We start from the raw sequence: 17,633 nt of genomic DNA on the forward strand, positions 1-17,633 counted from the left end.
ACAGTTTGCTTGGCTTGATATAATTGTTAAAGAGCGTTGCTTCTTTCGAAGCAGGGAGGCGTATTCTACACGTCCCTTTCGTTTCGTCAACCCATTTTTTCTAGCTTTCTCAGCCCGGTTGAAACAAAACGCCGTTGTCAGAATTTGTTGCAAATACGCTTTGCAGATAACTCATGACAACGGCGGCGAATTATAGTGATCTCTGAGTGCCTTGCAAGATCTTTTTAGAACCTTTTTGATCGTTTGCTCAGAACTTCACCAATTTGCTAGTTTAATCTTCTTTCTCCGCTTTTTCTGCTTCTTTTTTAGTCTCTTTATTGTCATTAAAGTCTGCGTCATCTTCGTCATCGTCACCAACAACATGACCCAACTTCAACTTCTTCACATTCTTGATGGTCAATACCGGACCCGATAAGGCATATAAAAAGAATATGGAAAACAGAACTAAAGATGGTTGAGTCGCAACAATAACGAAAACCAAAACAATAACGAGAATAACAAGGAATGAAACTTTGCCTTTCCAGTCTACGTCTTTAAAAGAGTGGTAACGGAAATTCGTAACCATTAGCAGGCCGGCACAAATAGTAATAACAGCAGCAAAGCCACCCATGTCACTACCTTCGACACCGTACTCAGCCCCCACCCAAACTAAGCCTGCAACAATAGCTGCGGCACTGGGTATTGCCAGACCCTGAAAGAAGTTTTTATCGGAGGAGCCAAGGTTAGTATTAAACCGCGCTAGTCGTAATGCGCCACCAGCCACAAAAATAAAGGCCGCTAACCAACCAATTTTTCCGAGATCAGCCAAGGCGTAGTTATACATGACCAAAGCAGGCGCCATACCAAAGGATACAATATCGGCCATACTGTCGAACTCAGCACCGAAGTCGCTCTCCGTATTGGTCATTCTTGCAACCCGGCCGTCCAGCCCATCAAAAACCATTGCAATAAAAATTGCGACTGCCGCTTCAATAAAGCGATCGTTCATTGACGCGACTATGGCATAAAAGCCTGAAAACAAGCCTGCAGTCGTAAACAAGTTTGGCAGTAAATAGATACCGCGGCTCTTACCATTGGTATTTGAGCTGTCATTACTCATGTATAAAACACTCTTTAGTCACTAAATAGAAAGTAGTCAGGTTATCACATTAGGACTTCGAACAGGAAATGCCCGAAGCCCTATGTGGTTATTGCGTGATCACTAACCGCTCATTTTCAACACTTACTTTGATCGGTTTAGCAGGCTCAAGTTCCCCTGACAAGATTTTTTGCGCTAAAGGATTCTCCAGCTCGTGCTGAATAGCACGTTTCAGAGGCCGCGCGCCAAATACCGGATCGAATCCCGTTCTTGCCAGATGAGATAAAGCCTCATCATCCAATTCCAATTGATACTCTTTGTCTTCCAGACGTTTATAAAGAAGCTGCAACTGAAATTCAGCGATAGACCGTATTTCACTCTCACCAAGGGGATGAAAGACAACCGTTTCGTCCACACGGTTAATGAACTCAGGACGGAAGTGATGCGCCAGCACTTCCATAACTTCGGCCTTCATCTGCTCATAAGTATGCTCTTTAGCATGTTCCTGAATTAAATCAGAACCCAGGTTAGAGGTCATAATAATAACGGTATTTTTGAAATCGACCGTACGTCCCTGACCATCAGTTAAACGGCCATCGTCTAATACCTGCAACAAGATATTAAAGACATCCGGATGAGCCTTCTCAATTTCATCAAGCAAAATCACTGAGTACGGTTTACGCCGCACAGCCTCGGTTAAGTAGCCACCTTCTTCGTAACCAACATAGCCAGGAGGCGCACCAACCAGACGGGCAACCGAATGCTTCTCCATAAACTCAGACATATCAATACGCACCATTGCATGGTCGGTATCAAACATGAAGTTCGCCAAGGCTTTAGAGAGCTCAGTTTTACCTACACCGGTTGGACCAAGGAATAAGAATGAGCCAATAGGACGATTCGGATCGCCAAGTCCGGCCCGTGAGCGACGAATAGCATTGGAAACCGCATCTACGGCCTCATTTTGACCGACTACCCGACTGTGGATTTGCTCTTCCATATGTAACAGTTTTTCACGCTCGCCCTCGAGCATTCTATTAACCGGAATACCCGTCCACCGTGACAATACGTCAGCAATTTCTTCTTCAGTAACACGGTTTTTCAGCAAGCTCATATCCTGCATCTCGGCTTGCAAAGCTAAGTCCAGCTGTCGCTCCAGTTCAGGAATACGGCCATACTGAAGTTCAGACATACGATTTAAGTCGCCAGCGCGGCGGGCAATATCCATATCCGTACGAGCCTGTTCTAACTGCGCTTTAATATGCTGGGTGCCTTGTACTGCGGCTTTTTCAGTATTCCAGACCTCTTCCAGTTCTTCATATTTACGTTCTTGCTCATCAAGCTCGTCGTGCAGAATTTCCAAGCGTTTTTTGCTGGCATCATCCTTTTCTTTCTGCAACGCCTGACGCTCAAGCTTCAACTGAATAATGCGGCGCTCCAGACGATCCAAATCCTCCGGCTTAGAGTCAATTTGCATACGAATACTTGATGCCGCCTCGTCAATTAAGTCGATGGCTTTATCCGGCAGTTTCCGATCACTGATATAACGGTGCGATAAAGATGCCGCCGCAACAATTGCCGGATCCGTAATTTCGACCGAGTGGTGCAGTTCGTAGCGCTCTTTCAAACCACGCAAAATAGCAATGGTGTCTTCCACGTTTGGCTCTTCCACCAGAACTTTCTGGAAACGTCGTTCAAGCGCCGCATCTTTTTCAATATACTGACGATATTCATCCAATGTAGTAGCGCCGACACAGTGCAGCTCGCCACGAGCCAAAGCAGGCTTGAGCATATTACCAGCATCCATTGCGCCGTCCGCTTTACCAGCACCAACCATGGTGTGCATCTCGTCTATAAACAAAATGATGCGCCCTTCCTCTTTAGAAAGCTCGGTCAATACGGCTTTGAGTCGCTCTTCAAACTCACCACGGAATTTTGCGCCCGCTAATAACGCGCCCAAGTCCAGAGACAATACCCGTTTATGCTTTAAGCCCTCGGGCACCTCACCGTTAACAATGCGTTGTGCCAGGCCTTCAACAATGGCGGTTTTACCAACACCCGGCTCACCAATAAGAACTGGATTATTTTTCGTGCGGCGCTGCAATACCTGAATAGTCCGGCGAATTTCTTCATCACGACCAATAACAGGGTCAAGCTTGCCCTGCTCTGCACGTTCGGTTAAATCAATGGTGTATTTGTCCAAAGCCTGGCGTTTATCTTCGGCATTAGGGTCATCCACTTTTTCGCCATCGCGAATGTCGTTAATGGCTTTTTCCAGCGCATCACGTTTTATTCCCTGTTGACGGAAAATATCGCCCAACTTACCTTTGTCTTCAGTTGCAGCCAGCAAAAACAGTTCAGACGAAATGTACGAATCATTTCGTTTCTGCGCGTATTTATCGCATAAATTCAGCAACTGAGCTGTGTTCTGCGATAACTGGACGTCACCTCCGGTGCCCTCAACCTGAGGTAAAGCGTCCAGGGCTTTCGACAGGTTTGCTCTGAACTGGGGAATGTCCACCCCCAGCATAGTAAATAAAGGGCGAACTGAGCCACCGTTTTGATCCAACAGTGCCTGCATTAAATGGACGGGTTCTATGAATTGATGGTCACGTCCCAGAGCAATTGACTGAGCATCAGCAATTGCCATCTGAAACTTACTGGTAAATTTATCGTGTCGCATCGGTACTTCCTCACTTAATTCTTTCGTTAAGTTAGATGTGGGTACTTTTTGCGCATTTTCAAGTGACTAAAATTAATTTCGCCAAATAATTGACGCAAATCTTGCTACAGCTTTTTCTTTACGCCACGAATACCAGCTTGTGTTATTGCCGACCGTACATTCGCCGCTTTTGGTAATACCCTTGACTCCCGAACGCAAACATTCGTCCGCTGCAATTGAGGCTAGATCAGCCAGCCATTTATTGCTAGGTTGAGCAAGAAAATATTCTGCATTAGATGAATGACGTGCAACGAACGTATCTCGTACGTCATCACCTACTTCAAAAACCGAAGCGCCGATAGACGGTCCTATCCAAATTCGAATGTTAGCCGCAGGGGTTTTAAAGCTTGCCAGAGCATTTTGTAATACCCCGCTGGCTAAACCCCGCCAACCTGCGTGCACTGCTGCAATTTCCTTTCCGTCATCTGAACAACAAAGAATAGGCAGACAGTCTGCGGTTAAAACTGCACAGACACTCTGAGGTAGGTCGCTGTGGGCAGCATCAGCAACCGCTGACTTAAAAGGCCAGCGCAAAACCCTATTGGTATGTTGCTGCTGCAACCAGGTAACCGCAGTTGGCAATTTGAGTGAGCGCTGCAATTGTCGGCGACGCAGAAGAACAGCAGCAGGATCGTCTCCTACATGCGCCGCCAGGTTTCCAAAAGCTCTGGTGGTCACTGCCGCATGAACATTCGGCGGCAGCTCCCAGTCAGGCACTATAATGCCGTCAGGCTGACTTGAAACGTTCATGATCAACGCGCAGTTCTTCAATCAAATATTGAAAATCGGTTGGGCGCGGAACATTAAACTCCAGCCAGTCGCCGGTACTTGGATGATGTAAACCCAGCGATGCCGCATGTAACGCCTGACGGTTAAACCCTCGCAAGGTTTGCAATAGACGATCTTCAGCCTGTTTGGGCGGACGTGGACGACCACCATAGGTTAAATCACCGACCAACGGGTGGCGAATATGCGCCATATGCACACGAATCTGATGAGTTCTGCCGGACTCTAAACGCAGACGGAGTAATGTATGCGCTCTGTAACGATCCAGCACACGATAATGCGTGACTGCCGCTTTCCCCGACTGTACTACAGCCATATGCGTGCGTTTTGTCGGATGCCGACCGATAGGTTGATCAACCATGCCACCGGCTGTCATTACGCCATTACAGACCGCTTCATATTCGCGGGTAATATCACGATCCTGCATCATTGAGACTAACTGCGTCTGTGCAGGCACGTTACGCGCAACAACCATCAACCCGGTTGTGTCTTTATCTAAGCGGTGAATAATGCCCGCCCGCGGCACTAAATCGAGCTGTGGATCGTAATGTAACAAACCATTCAGCAAGGTTCTGTCAGGTGCCCCTGCACCGGGGTGGACAACTAAGCCCGCAGGCTTATTAATGACCAGAATGTCGTCATCTTCATAAACGATATCCAGTTCCACCGGCTGTGCTTCGTGCCGCTCCTCTCCTTCAATTTCTGCGTCCACAGCAACTAAAGCACCGGCGACCACTTTTTCTCGCGGTTTTTCGATGACTTTTGTGTCAATGGTCACTTTTCCATCAGTTATCCAGCTTTTTAAACGTGACCTTGAGTAGTCAGGGAACAACTCTGCAAGTGCCTGGTCTAATCTTTTTCCAGCCAGAGACTCGGTAACAATGGCTTCTAATTCAATGCTTTTGTTCATATATTGGGTTTCGACTGTCAAAGCCTTTACGGCTGCGTTAGAATGCAAGAATATGCTAGTGTAACGGTTTGCCGGTGCAGCGCCAAAAAAATAAAGGGAATCCTTCATAATATGTTTAGTAATAAGTTAAGCCGAAGCCTCGTTTTATCATCGGTTCTGGGATTAATGTTAGCGGGTTGTTCGAGCCAGTCAGAAGAAGAGCAAGTTGCGAAAACCCAAATTGAAGTCATGTATGACCAGGCTCAGGAGAGTATGGCTAATGGTAATTTGAATTTGGCACAGGAGCAATTGTCCAGCCTGAACAAGCGCTATCCGTTTGGTCCTTATGCTCATCAAATTCAGTTAGACCTTATTTATCTGCATTATAAACTCGATAATACAGATGAAGCTTTAGCCGCAATTGACCGCTTTATCAGCCTGAACCCAAATCATAAAGATGTCGATTATGCACTCTATATGCGCGGGCTGGTTAATCAACGCGCTGAGCACAACGCCATACATAATCTGGCTGGTGTTGACCGCTCTGACCGTGACTCGTCTATGGCGGAAGAAGCGTTTAAAGATTTCGCTGAGTTAGTTCGCAAGTATCCGAAAAGCGAATACGCAGCAGATGCAAAAAAACGTTTAATTGCCTTGAAAAGCCGTTTGGCTAAGAAGGAACTATCTATCGCCCAATACTATATGGAGCGCCAGGCATACTTAGCAGCAGCTAACCGCGGCCGATATGTATTAGAGCACTTTTCAGATACACCTGAAGTAGAGAATGCCTTAGCTATAATGGTAGAAAGTTATGACCAACTGGAACTGCCTGAACTGCGCGAAGACGCAATGAAGGTGCTGAGAGCAAACTTTCCTGAGAATCAGTTAGTCTCAGCCCGCTAGTTTCTTACAACGAATGGCGCGGTAACTTATACCGCGTCCTCGTTTTCCTCTCCGGTACGAATACGAATGACACGTTCAATCTCGGTAATAAAAATTTTCCCATCACCAATTTTCCCGGTTTGAGCTGTTTCCATAATGGCTTCAATACAACGCTCAACTTCGCTATCCGCAACCACAACTTCCAGTTTCACCTTTGGTAGAAAATCGACCATGTACTCCGCGCCACGATAAAGTTCGGTATGGCCTTTCTGACGACCAAAGCCTTTTACCTCTGACACAGTCATACCGGCAATGCCGACTTCAGACAGCGCTTCGCGCACGTCATCTAACTTAAACGGCTTAATAATGGCTTCAACTTTTTTCATCAGTATTTGTCCTATTGACCTTGTCGCTGTAATTCATGGCGATAGTGACTGGTAATAGGGTAACGACGATCTTTACCAAAGTTACGAGGTGTCACTTTAGGCCCGACCGCAGATTGACGACGCTTGTATTCATTTAGATCAACCAGGCGAACAACCCGGCGCACATCTTCCTCTGCAAATCCGGCCGCGATAATATCGGTTACCGACCAGTCTCTCTCTACATACAATGCCAGAATGCGATCTAAATCGCTATAGTCTGGCAGGGAATCAGAATCTACTTGATCTGGTGCTAGTTCAGCAGAAGGCGGTCTGTCTATAACCCTTTGAGGTATGCAGGCGCCCCGCGTATTGCGGAAGTCTGCCAATTGATAAACCAGCAATTTGGGAATGTCTTTAATAGGTGCAAAACCACCGCACATATCACCGTATAAGGTGGCATAACCCACAGCCATTTCGCTTTTATTACCAGTAGCCAGCACCAGCGAACCGGTTTTATTCGATAAGGCCATAAGCAATACACCACGGCAGCGGGACTGCAGGTTTTCTTCAGTGGTATCGGTTTCAGTCTCTCCGAATAACGGTCCCAACTGAGTCATAAACTCATTAAACATGGGCTCAATTGGCACGACGTCGTAGCGAACACCTAAGGTATCAGCTTGTTTCTCTGCGTCTTCCAGACTCATATCTGAAGTATAACGAAACGGCATCATCACCGCGTGAACCTTATCGGCTCCCAGAGCGTCGCTTGCTATTGCCAAAGTTAATGCTGAATCGATTCCACCTGACAAACCTAAAGCTACACCAGAGAAACCATTCTTAGTCACATAGTCACGCACCGCCAGTACCAAAGCGTCGTAAACATGAGCCAGATCATTCTGTTCAGCTTCCGCCTCAAAACCGACACAACTGATACCTTTGTCTTCGTAAGTTACGGTTGCCGTGGTCATTTCACAGTGCGGTAGCTCGGCAACCAACTCACCTTCTGCATCTAAAACCAGTGAATGGCCATCAAACACCAGCTCATCCTGCGCACCACAATTATTCAAATACAAAATGGGTTTACCGGCTTCTGCCACACGCTGTTTCAACACACCTAAACGTTGTTCGTGTTTGTTCAACTCGTACGGAGAAGCATTAATTGAAAGCACCAGATCAATGTCGTCGTCCAGTAATTGTTGTAATGGTTGCGGATGCCACAAGTCTTCACAAATTTGTAAGCCAATGCGCACACCCTGCCATTCAAACACCTGACTCTGATGGCCCGGAATAAAGTAGCGTTGCTCATCAAAAACGCCGTAATTGGGCAGACGCTGTTTAAAGTAGCGATGCAGGCATTCTCCCCGGTGTAGGACGGACATTGCGTTGAAAAGCTCTCCGCCAACGGCCTGCGGATGGCCGACAATAACCACACAATCTGAAGCTGCTGCGCTGATTTGCTCTACCGCATTATCCACCGCCTGATGTAAGTCATCGCGGAATAATAAGTCTTCCGGCGGATAACCGGTAATAGCCAGCTCAGGGAACACAATAATGTCGTGTTGCTCACCCTGCTCTCGCAGCGTCTTCAAAATTAGGGCGGTGTTGTTGTGAATGGCACCAACTGTAAAGTCCAGCTGTGCCAGGCACAAAGAAAGTTTAGCCATAACTGCTTAGTCCAAATTTACCACTGCCGATATCGGCACGAATGGAGGCGAATGATATAGCAGCCCGTCTTAACGCGCAAATTATGCGAGTCTAATGTCGTTGTAATCAGGCTGGTTAGTAGCGCAAATCGTCCGGAATATCTTTATCCATAGGAGGCTTTCTCGGACGTTTCGCCTGTCCTTTCTTAAACATTCGTAATTGATATACGTATGCAAGAATCTGTGCCACGGCCACGAACAGGCCTTTCGGGATTTCTTTTTCCAACTCGGTAGTATGGTAAATTGAGCGGGCAAGCCCCGGCGAAGCAACCAGCGGAATTCCATATTCCAGAGCAATTTCACGAATTTTCGCAGCGGTTTCATCGGTTCCTTTAGCGAGCAGAACCGGCGCCTGTGCGCCACCATCATCGTATTTTAACGCAACAGCATAGTGCGTCGGGTTCGTGACAACAACATCGGCCTTAGGTACTTCCTGCATCATTCGACGGTTTGCCATTTCCATTTGCAAGCGACGAATACGCCCTTTAACTTCCGGGCTCCCTTCAGTGTCTTTATGTTCGTCCTTGACTTCCTGCTTACTCATTTTTAAGTCTTTATTGTGTTTCCATACCTGGAAGGGGGCATCAATAACGACAATAAGGAATATCGATAAACACAACAACAGGAACATCCATAGTAGGGTGTCCAGCGCGTTTTCAATCATGGTCGGCATTTGCCCCATGGACATTTGCAGAATGTCGACAAATTTCCACTTAAGCAGGAAATATGCAGAAACAGCTACCACCAGAAACTTAGCTATTGCTTTTATCAGCTCCACCAACGCCTGAACACCAAACATCCGTTTAAATCCATTAAGCGGATTCATCCGGTTAAATTTAGGTGCCATTGCCTGAGCGGAAAAATTAATTCCCCCCAGCCAACTGTTTCCCAAAAAGGTAAAAACAACAATAAAGGCAAATATAGTCAATATTGGCCAGAGAATTTCACCAAAGGCAATGGCGAAGGCTTCATACATTTTGCTGGTGTCAAAGGCGTGCTGCCGGTCGAGCGTAAACATGATTTCGAAAACATTGCGCACGCCCTGGTACAGCGCACCACCGAACCAGAAAAACGAAACGGCCGCACTCACTAGTACAAAGGCGGTTCCCATTTCCTTGGAGCGAGCAATTTGGCCTTTGTCGCGGGCCTGCTGTTTTCGTCGCTCCGTGGGGTCTTCTGTACGTTCCTGATCAGTCTCGGCCATGCTTACTGCCCTTTGTCAGAGAAAGTCGATTTAAGCACATTGACTACCCAATATCTCGCACATGGTTTGTACAACCCGCGCCCATTGGTTTTCGAAGTGAAAAATAAAGCCGCCCATGGTCAGCCACACGACCACTAATCCACTGACCATGGTAATCGGAAAACCAATAGCAAAAATGTTCAGCTGTGGAGCCGCCCGGGTCATAACCCCAAAACTTAAGTTAATTAACAGCAGCGCAATGACACCCGAAAGCATTGCGGTTAAGGCCGCCGAGAACATGTAAACGCCCCACTCCGCAACCGCAAATAAAGCGTCGGCATCCAACCCGGTCATACCCACAGGTATTGCGTCAAAACTGGCAACAACCATATGAATCATTAATAAATGACCGTCAAACGCGAGAAAAACCAGACTGGCTAACATTAGGAAGAACTGCGCAATAACCGGCACTTGCTGTCCGTTGGTGGGATCAACCATGGAGGCAAAACCCAAACCAATTTGCATGGCAATAATTTGGCCACCCAGAACAAATGTTTGCAGGAACAAAATGGAAAGCAACCCTAAGGCAACCCCAATAACGACTTGCTGTGCTGTAACTAAGAAACCGCCTACCGACATCATTTCAACGCCCGCATTAATTTCCGGCAAAGCAGGTGAAACGGCCATAATAATGGCAAGAGATAAAAAGATTTTGACGCGGGAGTTCACTATGGTGCCGGAAAACAGTGCCATACTCATGATCATTGATGACACCCGTGTTAGCGGCCACAGGTGTTGTTCCAACCACTCGAGCAGAACAGAAGTCACCAGATCCATTAGCCGACCACTTCAGGTATCCGGTTAAACATCTCGATAGTGAAGTCCATTACGGTTTCAGTCAGGAAGTGTCCACCAAGACCAATAACGGCAAGAGTGACAAGTAGGCGGGGCAGAAAGCTTAAGGTTTGCTCGTTGATAGAGGTAGCTGCCTGGAAAACCGCAACGACCAGACCCACTAAAAGTCCTGGAATAATTATAAAAGCCACCATAATCACTATGGTTTTCAAAGCTTCCTGAAAAATGTCGAGAAACATTTCCGGTGACATATTGCCTCCTAAACCCCGAAACTTCCGGCCAGAGTACTCATGGTTAAACTCCAGCCATCAACCAGCACGAACAACATGAGTTTAAACGGCAGCGATACGATCATGGGAGACAGCATCATCATACCCATGGCCATGAGAACGCTGGCGACCACCAAATCAATAATCAAAAACGGAATAAACAGCATGAAGCCTATTTGAAAGGCGGTTTTTAGCTCGGAAGTTATAAAGGACGGAATAAGCACCGACATAGGCACGTCCTCCGGCTCTTGCACGCCCTCGGTTCCTGATATTTCGACAAAGGTTTCTAAATCGGTTAAGCGTGTTTGCGCCAGCATAAAGGCTTTTATCGGCGCTTTTGCTCTGTCGACCGCCTCCATCGACTGTATCTCTTCATTTAAGTAGGGTTGTAACGCTTTGTCATTTATTTCGTTTAAAACCGGCGTCATGATGAAAAAGCTTAAAAACAGCGCAATGCCCAGTAGCACCTGATTAGAAGGCGACTGTTGCAGACCGATAGCCTGGCGCAGAATAGCTAAAACGATAATAATTCGGGTAAATGAGGTCATCATAATGACCATAGCGGGAATGAAGGTCAGCGCCGTCATTATCGCCAAAATTTGCAGCGTTACAGAGTACTCTTCACTACCATCGGGGTTTGTTTTTACCGTAACCGCAGTAAGATCCTGCCAGGCGAAAGCCTGCTCAGGCAGCAAACACAACACGGCTAAAATACAAAGCAGCAACCAGCGGTTCATTGTTCTTGTTTTCCTTCCAGGTTGATATCGCCTGGCAGCTCTTTCAGGCATTCTATGCGTTGCTGAGTGACACCAAGTAACAATTTCTGCCCCCCAACATCAACAATGACCAGCCGCTCTTTGGGCCCTAAAGACACGCTACTCAGCACTTTCAGACCAGATGCGCCCTGAAACTTGAGGTTAAAGCGTTTTAACAGCGAGGCCAAAACCACGATGACCGCTAAAACGGCAAAAAGCGCCAAAACCATGGCGCCTATGTCATTGCCTGAAATAATGCCGGCTTTCTCTTCCGCCTTGGCAGCAGAAGGCAACAGCATCAAACTAGCGAAGCTTACGAATACGTTCAATCTGACTAATAACATCGGTTAAGCGTATCCCAAATTTATCATTAACAACAACCACCTCACCATGTGCTATCAAGGTGCCGTTAACCAGTACATCTAATGGTTCACCGGCCACGCGCTCCAGTTCAACCACAGAACCCTGGTTCAATTGCAGCAAATTACGAATGCTAATTTGGCTACGACCCACTTCCATCGAAATGGTCACCGGAATATCAAGAATAGCGTCCAGCTTGCGCTTTTCTTCCTCAGTTACCGGCTTATCTTCACTCAGCTCTTCCAACTCAGCGGTCTGCACGTTATCCATACCCGAATGGCTGGACGACTTCCCTGCGCCTTCGCCGGCTTCTGATTCGCCACTTTCTTCATCTTCAGCAGCTTCCTGTTCAGCCATTGCTGCTTCCCAGTCATCCATATCTTTATCATCGTTACTCATGTTGCAACCTCACTTTCTCAAGCAGCAATTATTATAAATCAATATCTTCTTCTAACTGTTGTAACTCGGCATCACCACCAATTCGGCGGCCACCACGAGTCAACATATGAATATCCGACTTCACGGTTTCAGGACGCTTAATTTTCTCTGAAATCTTCAGAGCAACATTGTCTCTTGAACGCCCCATTTTCGCATGGAAAGTCGGTAAATCTTCAATTAGTACGGTTAAATCGTCTGGCAACTCAAGCGGAATAACATCGCCTTCACGCAAATCCATCACTTCGCGTAACGACATTTCGGTTTGTGCCAGTTTGGCAATCATTTCCACCGGAACGTCCATAATTTCGTCGCGCAACGCCTTACTCCAGCGCATGTCGGTGTCTTCTTTGTCCGATTGCACACCCGCATCCAACAGCTCGCGAATAGGTTCCAGCATGGAGTAAGGTAAAGCAATGTGGAAGTCCCCCCCACCACCGTCTAACTCAATATGAAACGAACTAATAACGATAACTTCAGTTGGGCTAACAATGTTCGCCATGGCCGGGTTAACTTCCGAGTCTAAATATTCAAAGCCCACGTCCATGACCGGAGCCCAGGCTTCTTTGTAATCTTCAAATACCAGCTTCAGCAACATTTGAATAATGCGGCGCTCGGTCGGCGTAAATTCACGGCCTTCAATTTTTGCATGATAGCGACCATCGCCACCGAAAAAGTTATCGACCAGAATGAAGACTAGACGCGCCTCCATAGTAATGAGTGCCGTTCCTTTAAGCGGGCGGAAACGCACCATATTTAAACTGGTTGGCACGAACAAGGTATGTACGTACTCACCAAATTTAATCATCTGGACACCGTTAATTGACACTTCTGCAGTGCGCCGCATCATGTTAAATAAACTGACCCGCATATGGCGGGCAAAACGCTCATTAACAATTTCCAGCGTTGGCATACGCCCACGAACAATTCTATCTTGCGACGAAAAGTCATAGTCGAGCGCATCCGCAGAGGCGGATTCTTTCTCTGTGTCCTCTTCTTCAACGTCATCAACACCATGTAAAAGGGCGTCAATTTCGTCTTGAGATAGTAAGTCACTCACAGCCATAATAGCTCACTTATTGCATTACCAAGCTGGTAAATAAAACCTGTTCAACAATGGGTTTCCCGGTTACTTCTTCGAGCGAAGAACGAACTTCAGTCAAAGCCAGCTCACGCAATTGTCCTTTACCTTCAGCTGTTTTTAACCTGTCAGCCGTGGTTGAGGAAAACACTTCATGCAGCGTGCCTTCAATTAACGGAATGTGCTTTTTCGCCAGTTCTTCACTTTCTTCGCCGCGCACCATTAACTGCGCTTTAATTTGTACTGTTCGCTCACGTGAGTCGCCAGGCACAATGAAAACAAAAGGCCGGGGCATACCAACATAAAGTGCATTGCCAATTTCCGGGCGTGGCGATGATGACGGCGCGGCCGAGCTGCTTTCGCCATCTGAGACAGCAGCTGATTCACCCTCAGACGAGCCACCGAATAGCCACAACACCAAGACTACGGTAATGATTAAAACAATACCGATACCACCGAAGAGAATCAGTTTTTTCTTCTTACCACCGGCCTGCTCTTCAGTTTGTTCCGCGTCGTTGTCGTCTTTATCTTCTGCCATGCTCAATTTCCTGTATTACCGTCCATCGACAGTTACTATAGCTTGATAGCCGCTTTAGATATACCGTTTCAGACATAGAAATCGACTTGTCCGTCAGCAAGCACCCGGCCTTCTTCTAAAGCTATTTCGCCTTCAACAGCCCAGTCTTCCGCATCATTAGCTCCTCCGGCTTGCCCTCCAGCGGTGCGCCCGCCTTCTTTACTTTGCTCTCCGACCTGGGTATCAGCTAAATTGATACCCTGTTGTTCCAGCATTTCACGTAATCGTGGCATGGTCGTCTCTAATGCATCACGAGCCTGTTGTGTCTGAGCCTGAAACTGCACTGATGCCTGCTCACCGCTCATGTTAACGCGAATGTGGACACTACCAAGTTCCGGCGGATCCAGACGAATATCCGCACGCTGGATATTCCTGCTCATCATAATATTGATGCGTTCCTGCAGTTTCTGCGACGCCTCAGTTTGCTGTAAATCTAATGGTCTTTGCAGTGCCTGCAACGTATTCGCCTGGCTGGATTCATTCGCAGCTACGGTTCCCTGCGTGGTTGAAACCATTTGTCCCTGTATTGCCCGGGCCGCACTGGCATCGGCCAAAGCATCGGTGTTGTTCCGGAATACTTGTCCTTGCTGAACCGCATCAGCTACTTTGGTTTCTGCTTCAACAGCTGCATTCACAGAAGAACCTTTAGCCGCTTGCTTACCCTCATTGCTTTTCACACCAATATCGCCAGAACTGGTTTTTTCTTTTCCGGCTTTAACGTCTGTCGCGGTAATAACCGACTCTGACGCCTTACCCTCTACCGACTTTTCACTCAGCCCTGTACGACCTTTTAATAATTGTCTTACTTCAGCCAATAACTGCTCAGCTTTAGCCGACTGCTCCTGAGTCAAAGCCTGAGGCTTATCAGCGCCGCCATTCTGGCTGGCTAAAATCTTGCGCAATTCGGCGGTGAACTGCTGCAGTTTCTTCTGCTCAGCTAAACTCAACTCACTACTTTCGCCTTTCGCTTGTTGCGCAGAAACTTGCTGCTCCAGTTGCTTAAGCAAGTTTGTTAATTCTTCAGCACTTTGCGACTTGCCTGAATTTTTGTCCGGAGATGCAGACAATTGAGACATTACTCGCTCTGCGGCCTCATTCAAAGCCTGAGTTAACGCTTTTTCATTACCCACTAACAACTTATCAGCGTCGGCTTTGGGTAAAAGGGGGTCAAGCAAATTAACGATGAATTTACCGGCATCCTCAACAGCACTTTCACCCTGTTCTGCGGCCTGTATCAGTTGTTGAAGCTTTGTCTGCAGAGCCTGTTTATCGCTATCGGTCATACCGGCCAGAAGCTCATCGGCAAACTTCTGCCGCTCGGCATCTGTCATAACGGCATCACCCTCGCCTTCACCGGCAGAATCCAGCTTAGCCATTAAAGCTTCCAGCATTTCAGCCAGTTGCTCATCTGTCATTTTTAGTTCGCTATCGCCCGTAGCAAGTTCAATCTCGTCACTCACCACAGTTTCGCCTTCAGAGCTAACCTCAGCGCTTTCCTGCTTCATTTGCTGCAACAGTTCCCATAAATTTCGGGTTACCGGCTCACCGACATTTTTGCCTTCAACCTCTCCTTCGCCGTCATTATCGGCTTTCTGGTAGGCTTCAATTTTAGCGGCCAGTTGTTGCAGCTCTTTATCACCACTATTTTGCTGCAGCATCAGCCGCGAGAACTCACCGCTATCGCCATCGGCGCTCTTCAATGATAGGTCGTTACCTTTACCAACACGTGCAAAGTTGTCGGCAGATTCGGTTAAATTAAGCAGCTGTTGCATAGTTTTATTCCTGAATTAAGTGCTTATTGACGCCTTGCTTAATAATATTCCGCAATGCGCTTGCGCTATTTTCAATAGCTGAGCAAACAATATCTAGTAAGTATCTAAGCAAATTTCGTTCCAACTATTTTCTGGCGCGAATAAAACGCTGACTGCTAAAATCGTCCAGATTATTTTGTTCTTTTCTGGCCTCGGCCACTTGCTCACGCTTGCGCTTTTCTTTTATTAAAAAGTCTACCGACTTGCGTTTGCGGCGCTGCGCCAGCCAGCGATCTTTGCGCTGTTGTAACACTTGCTGCAACTTAATAATATCGTGATGCAACTGTTCAACACCTTCATCTAACTTACCAACAAAGGCGTGATACTGCCCTACCTGCATTGAGGCAATTCCGCTTTGCCCGCGATGCTGCAACTGGTTTAAATAGTCGAGTCGATATTTTGACATGCCATCCAGACGCATCTGCTGTTCCTGAACCTGTTGCTGTACCTGAGAGAAATCCTGTGCGGCTTTATCTTCGCGCCTCTGTTCCAACTCCAGTAACATTTCCAATTGTGCCAACTCAGCCATAAATTACATGCTCGCTGACTGTTTTTGCTTCGGATTAACTAACTGATTAAGCAATAACAAACTTTCATCATAATTCACTACGTCACGCATTTTCTGTTGCAAAAACTGACTCACTCGTGGCTGCATAGCAATAGCCTGATCAATTGCCGGATCACTTCCACGGGTGTATGCGCCAATGGAAATCAGATCGCGATTTCGACGGTAGCTCGAGTACCACTGTCTGACTTTAATCGCCTGTTGCATATGCTCTTCTGAAACAACCTGTGGCATAACCCGGCTGATAGAAGCTTCAATATCTATTGCCGGATAATGACCGCTGTCGGCCAGTTCCCGGTTCAGTACAATGTGTCCGTCAAGTATTGCCCTCGCTGAGTCCGCAATAGGATCCTGCAAGTCGTCACCTTCGGTCAGAACCGTATAAAACGCGGTCACAGAACCTTGTCCATCGCCGCCATTACCGGCTCTTTCGACCAATGCTGGCAACTTTGCAAAAACAGAAGGCGGATAACCTTTGGTTGCCGGTGGTTCACCCACAGCAAGGGCAATTTCCCGTTGCGCCATGGCATAACGAGTCAATGAATCCATTAACAGCAACACATTCAGCCCCTGGTCACGAAAGTATTCAGCAACCTGAGAGGCCGTTTCACAACCGCGTAAACGAATAAGTGGAGACTGGTCGGCAGGCGCCGCAATTACAACCGCTTTTTCACGACCTTCTTCACCGAGAATTTCTTCTATAAATTCTTTTACTTCGCGGCCACGTTCGCCTATCAGGCCAACCACAATTACGTCCGCCGTGGTACCGCGAGTCATCATGCCTAAAAGCACACTTTTACCCACCCCACTACCGGCAAACAGCCCCATTCGCTGCCCCTGCCCCACGGTTAAACAGGCATTAATAGCCGTTACGCCAACATCCAGCGGCTGTTTCACCTGACGTCGGTTCAGTGGGTTCATCGGCTTGCTACGGTAAGTTTTACCGTCAGAAAAAATGGGGCCTTTATCATCAAGGGGTTCACCGCGGGCATCGATAACACGACCCAGCAGCTCCATACCCAATGGCAGTTGGTTCTTGCGGTTTAGTGGACGTACTCTGGCTCCGGGAATAACACCATGAGCATCTTCGGTGGGCATTAAATAACTGATGTTGCCTTCAAATCCCACCACTTCGGCTTCAATGTCACCACTGTCAGCCTCGACCGCCACACTTGAACCCACCGGAGCACGGCAACCAACAGCCTCAAACATTAAACCAACGACGCGGGTGAGATACCCCGACACAGCCACTGATGGCTTTTGGATACGCTCACGTTTTTTGCGTAGTTGTTTCACTAACTGCTCAGAAGCGCTCAT

The 17,633-nt window shown here is 47.3% G+C and carries 18 protein-coding genes; 1 reads left to right on the forward strand and 17 read right to left on the reverse strand.

The window, feature by feature from the left end; all coding sequences use genetic code 11:
* Positions 1 to 271 precede the first annotated feature (271 nt).
* The 4 genes from pssA to rluD all read right to left on the reverse strand — a co-directional run bounded on the left by pssA (position 272) and on the right by rluD (position 5,496).
* Positions 272 to 1,099 (reverse strand): CDP-diacylglycerol--serine O-phosphatidyltransferase, encoded by an 828-nt coding sequence (gene pssA / locus ACN0TF_RS12715; RefSeq protein ID WP_011234431.1) that lies wholly within the window; start codon positions 1,097 to 1,099, stop codon positions 272 to 274.
* Between the two features lie 88 nt (positions 1,100 to 1,187).
* On the reverse strand, positions 1,188 to 3,761 hold the full coding sequence (clpB, locus tag ACN0TF_RS12720) for an ATP-dependent chaperone ClpB (protein WP_417442233.1): 2,574 nt from the start codon (positions 3,759 to 3,761) through the stop codon (positions 1,188 to 1,190).
* A gap of 72 nt (positions 3,762 to 3,833) precedes the next feature.
* Positions 3,834 to 4,550: a peptidoglycan editing factor PgeF gene (pgeF, locus tag ACN0TF_RS12725; protein WP_417442234.1), complete on the reverse strand. Its 717-nt coding sequence runs from the start codon at positions 4,548 to 4,550 to the stop codon at positions 3,834 to 3,836.
* A complete protein-coding gene (gene rluD / locus ACN0TF_RS12730) occupies positions 4,528 to 5,496 on the reverse strand; it encodes a 23S rRNA pseudouridine(1911/1915/1917) synthase RluD (protein ID WP_417442235.1) in 969 nt (322 codons plus the stop codon). Before rluD ends, pgeF begins: the two co-directional genes overlap by 23 nt.
* 111 nt (positions 5,497 to 5,607) lie before the next feature.
* Here rluD and ACN0TF_RS12735 point away from each other — a divergent pair, with 111 nt between their 5' ends.
* Positions 5,608 to 6,378, forward strand: a complete 771-nt coding sequence (locus ACN0TF_RS12735) for an outer membrane protein assembly factor BamD (protein WP_417442236.1) — start codon at positions 5,608 to 5,610, stop codon at positions 6,376 to 6,378.
* A 26-nt stretch (positions 6,379 to 6,404) separates the two neighbouring features.
* On the opposite strand, the gene glnB is transcribed toward ACN0TF_RS12735, so the two are convergent.
* The 13 genes from glnB to fliI all read right to left on the reverse strand — a co-directional run bounded on the left by glnB (position 6,405) and on the right by fliI (position 17,633).
* Positions 6,405 to 6,743: a nitrogen regulatory protein P-II gene (gene glnB / locus ACN0TF_RS12740; RefSeq protein WP_011234436.1), complete on the reverse strand. Its 339-nt coding sequence runs from the start codon at positions 6,741 to 6,743 to the stop codon at positions 6,405 to 6,407.
* An 11-nt stretch (positions 6,744 to 6,754) separates the two neighbouring features.
* A complete protein-coding gene (locus tag ACN0TF_RS12745; protein WP_417442237.1) occupies positions 6,755 to 8,386 on the reverse strand; it encodes an NAD+ synthase in 1,632 nt (543 codons plus the stop codon).
* A gap of 115 nt (positions 8,387 to 8,501) precedes the next feature.
* Positions 8,502 to 9,629: a flagellar biosynthesis protein FlhB gene (flhB, locus tag ACN0TF_RS12750; protein WP_417442238.1), complete on the reverse strand. Its 1,128-nt coding sequence runs from the start codon at positions 9,627 to 9,629 to the stop codon at positions 8,502 to 8,504.
* A 30-nt stretch (positions 9,630 to 9,659) separates the two neighbouring features.
* Complete coding sequence (gene fliR / locus ACN0TF_RS12755) at positions 9,660 to 10,445, reverse strand: flagellar biosynthetic protein FliR (protein ID WP_011234439.1); 786 nt, start codon at positions 10,443 to 10,445, stop codon at positions 9,660 to 9,662.
* Positions 10,445 to 10,714, reverse strand: a complete 270-nt coding sequence (fliQ, locus tag ACN0TF_RS12760) for a flagellar biosynthesis protein FliQ (protein WP_011234440.1) — start codon at positions 10,712 to 10,714, stop codon at positions 10,445 to 10,447. The genes fliR and fliQ overlap by 1 nt, the downstream gene beginning before the upstream one ends.
* 8 nt (positions 10,715 to 10,722) lie before the next feature.
* Positions 10,723 to 11,469, reverse strand: a complete 747-nt coding sequence (gene fliP, locus ACN0TF_RS12765; RefSeq protein ID WP_011234441.1) for a flagellar type III secretion system pore protein FliP — start codon at positions 11,467 to 11,469, stop codon at positions 10,723 to 10,725.
* Positions 11,466 to 11,816, reverse strand: a complete 351-nt coding sequence (fliO, locus tag ACN0TF_RS12770; protein WP_417442239.1) for a flagellar biosynthetic protein FliO — start codon at positions 11,814 to 11,816, stop codon at positions 11,466 to 11,468. Before fliO ends, fliP begins: the two co-directional genes overlap by 4 nt.
* A complete protein-coding gene (gene fliN, locus ACN0TF_RS12775) occupies positions 11,791 to 12,246 on the reverse strand; it encodes a flagellar motor switch protein FliN (protein ID WP_417442240.1) in 456 nt (151 codons plus the stop codon). Before fliN ends, fliO begins: the two co-directional genes overlap by 26 nt.
* 31 nt (positions 12,247 to 12,277) lie before the next feature.
* The gene (gene fliM / locus ACN0TF_RS12780) at positions 12,278 to 13,342 is read right to left on the reverse strand and encodes a flagellar motor switch protein FliM (RefSeq protein ID WP_016341320.1); all 1,065 of its coding nucleotides are present in this window, start codon (positions 13,340 to 13,342) and stop codon (positions 12,278 to 12,280) included.
* A 16-nt stretch (positions 13,343 to 13,358) separates the two neighbouring features.
* A complete protein-coding gene (gene fliL / locus ACN0TF_RS12785) occupies positions 13,359 to 13,901 on the reverse strand; it encodes a flagellar basal body-associated protein FliL (RefSeq protein WP_417442241.1) in 543 nt (180 codons plus the stop codon).
* Between the two features lie 68 nt (positions 13,902 to 13,969).
* Positions 13,970 to 15,712: a flagellar hook-length control protein FliK gene (locus tag ACN0TF_RS12790; RefSeq protein ID WP_417442242.1), complete on the reverse strand. Its 1,743-nt coding sequence runs from the start codon at positions 15,710 to 15,712 to the stop codon at positions 13,970 to 13,972.
* 124 nt (positions 15,713 to 15,836) lie between these two features.
* Complete coding sequence (gene fliJ, locus ACN0TF_RS12795) at positions 15,837 to 16,280, reverse strand: flagellar export protein FliJ (protein WP_417442243.1); 444 nt, start codon at positions 16,278 to 16,280, stop codon at positions 15,837 to 15,839.
* Between the two features lie 3 nt (positions 16,281 to 16,283).
* Complete coding sequence (fliI, locus tag ACN0TF_RS12800) at positions 16,284 to 17,633, reverse strand: flagellar protein export ATPase FliI (protein ID WP_417442244.1); 1,350 nt, start codon at positions 17,631 to 17,633, stop codon at positions 16,284 to 16,286.

The organism is Idiomarina sp. (genome assembly GCF_048265525.1).
Lineage (GTDB): Bacteria > Pseudomonadota > Gammaproteobacteria > Enterobacterales > Alteromonadaceae > Idiomarina.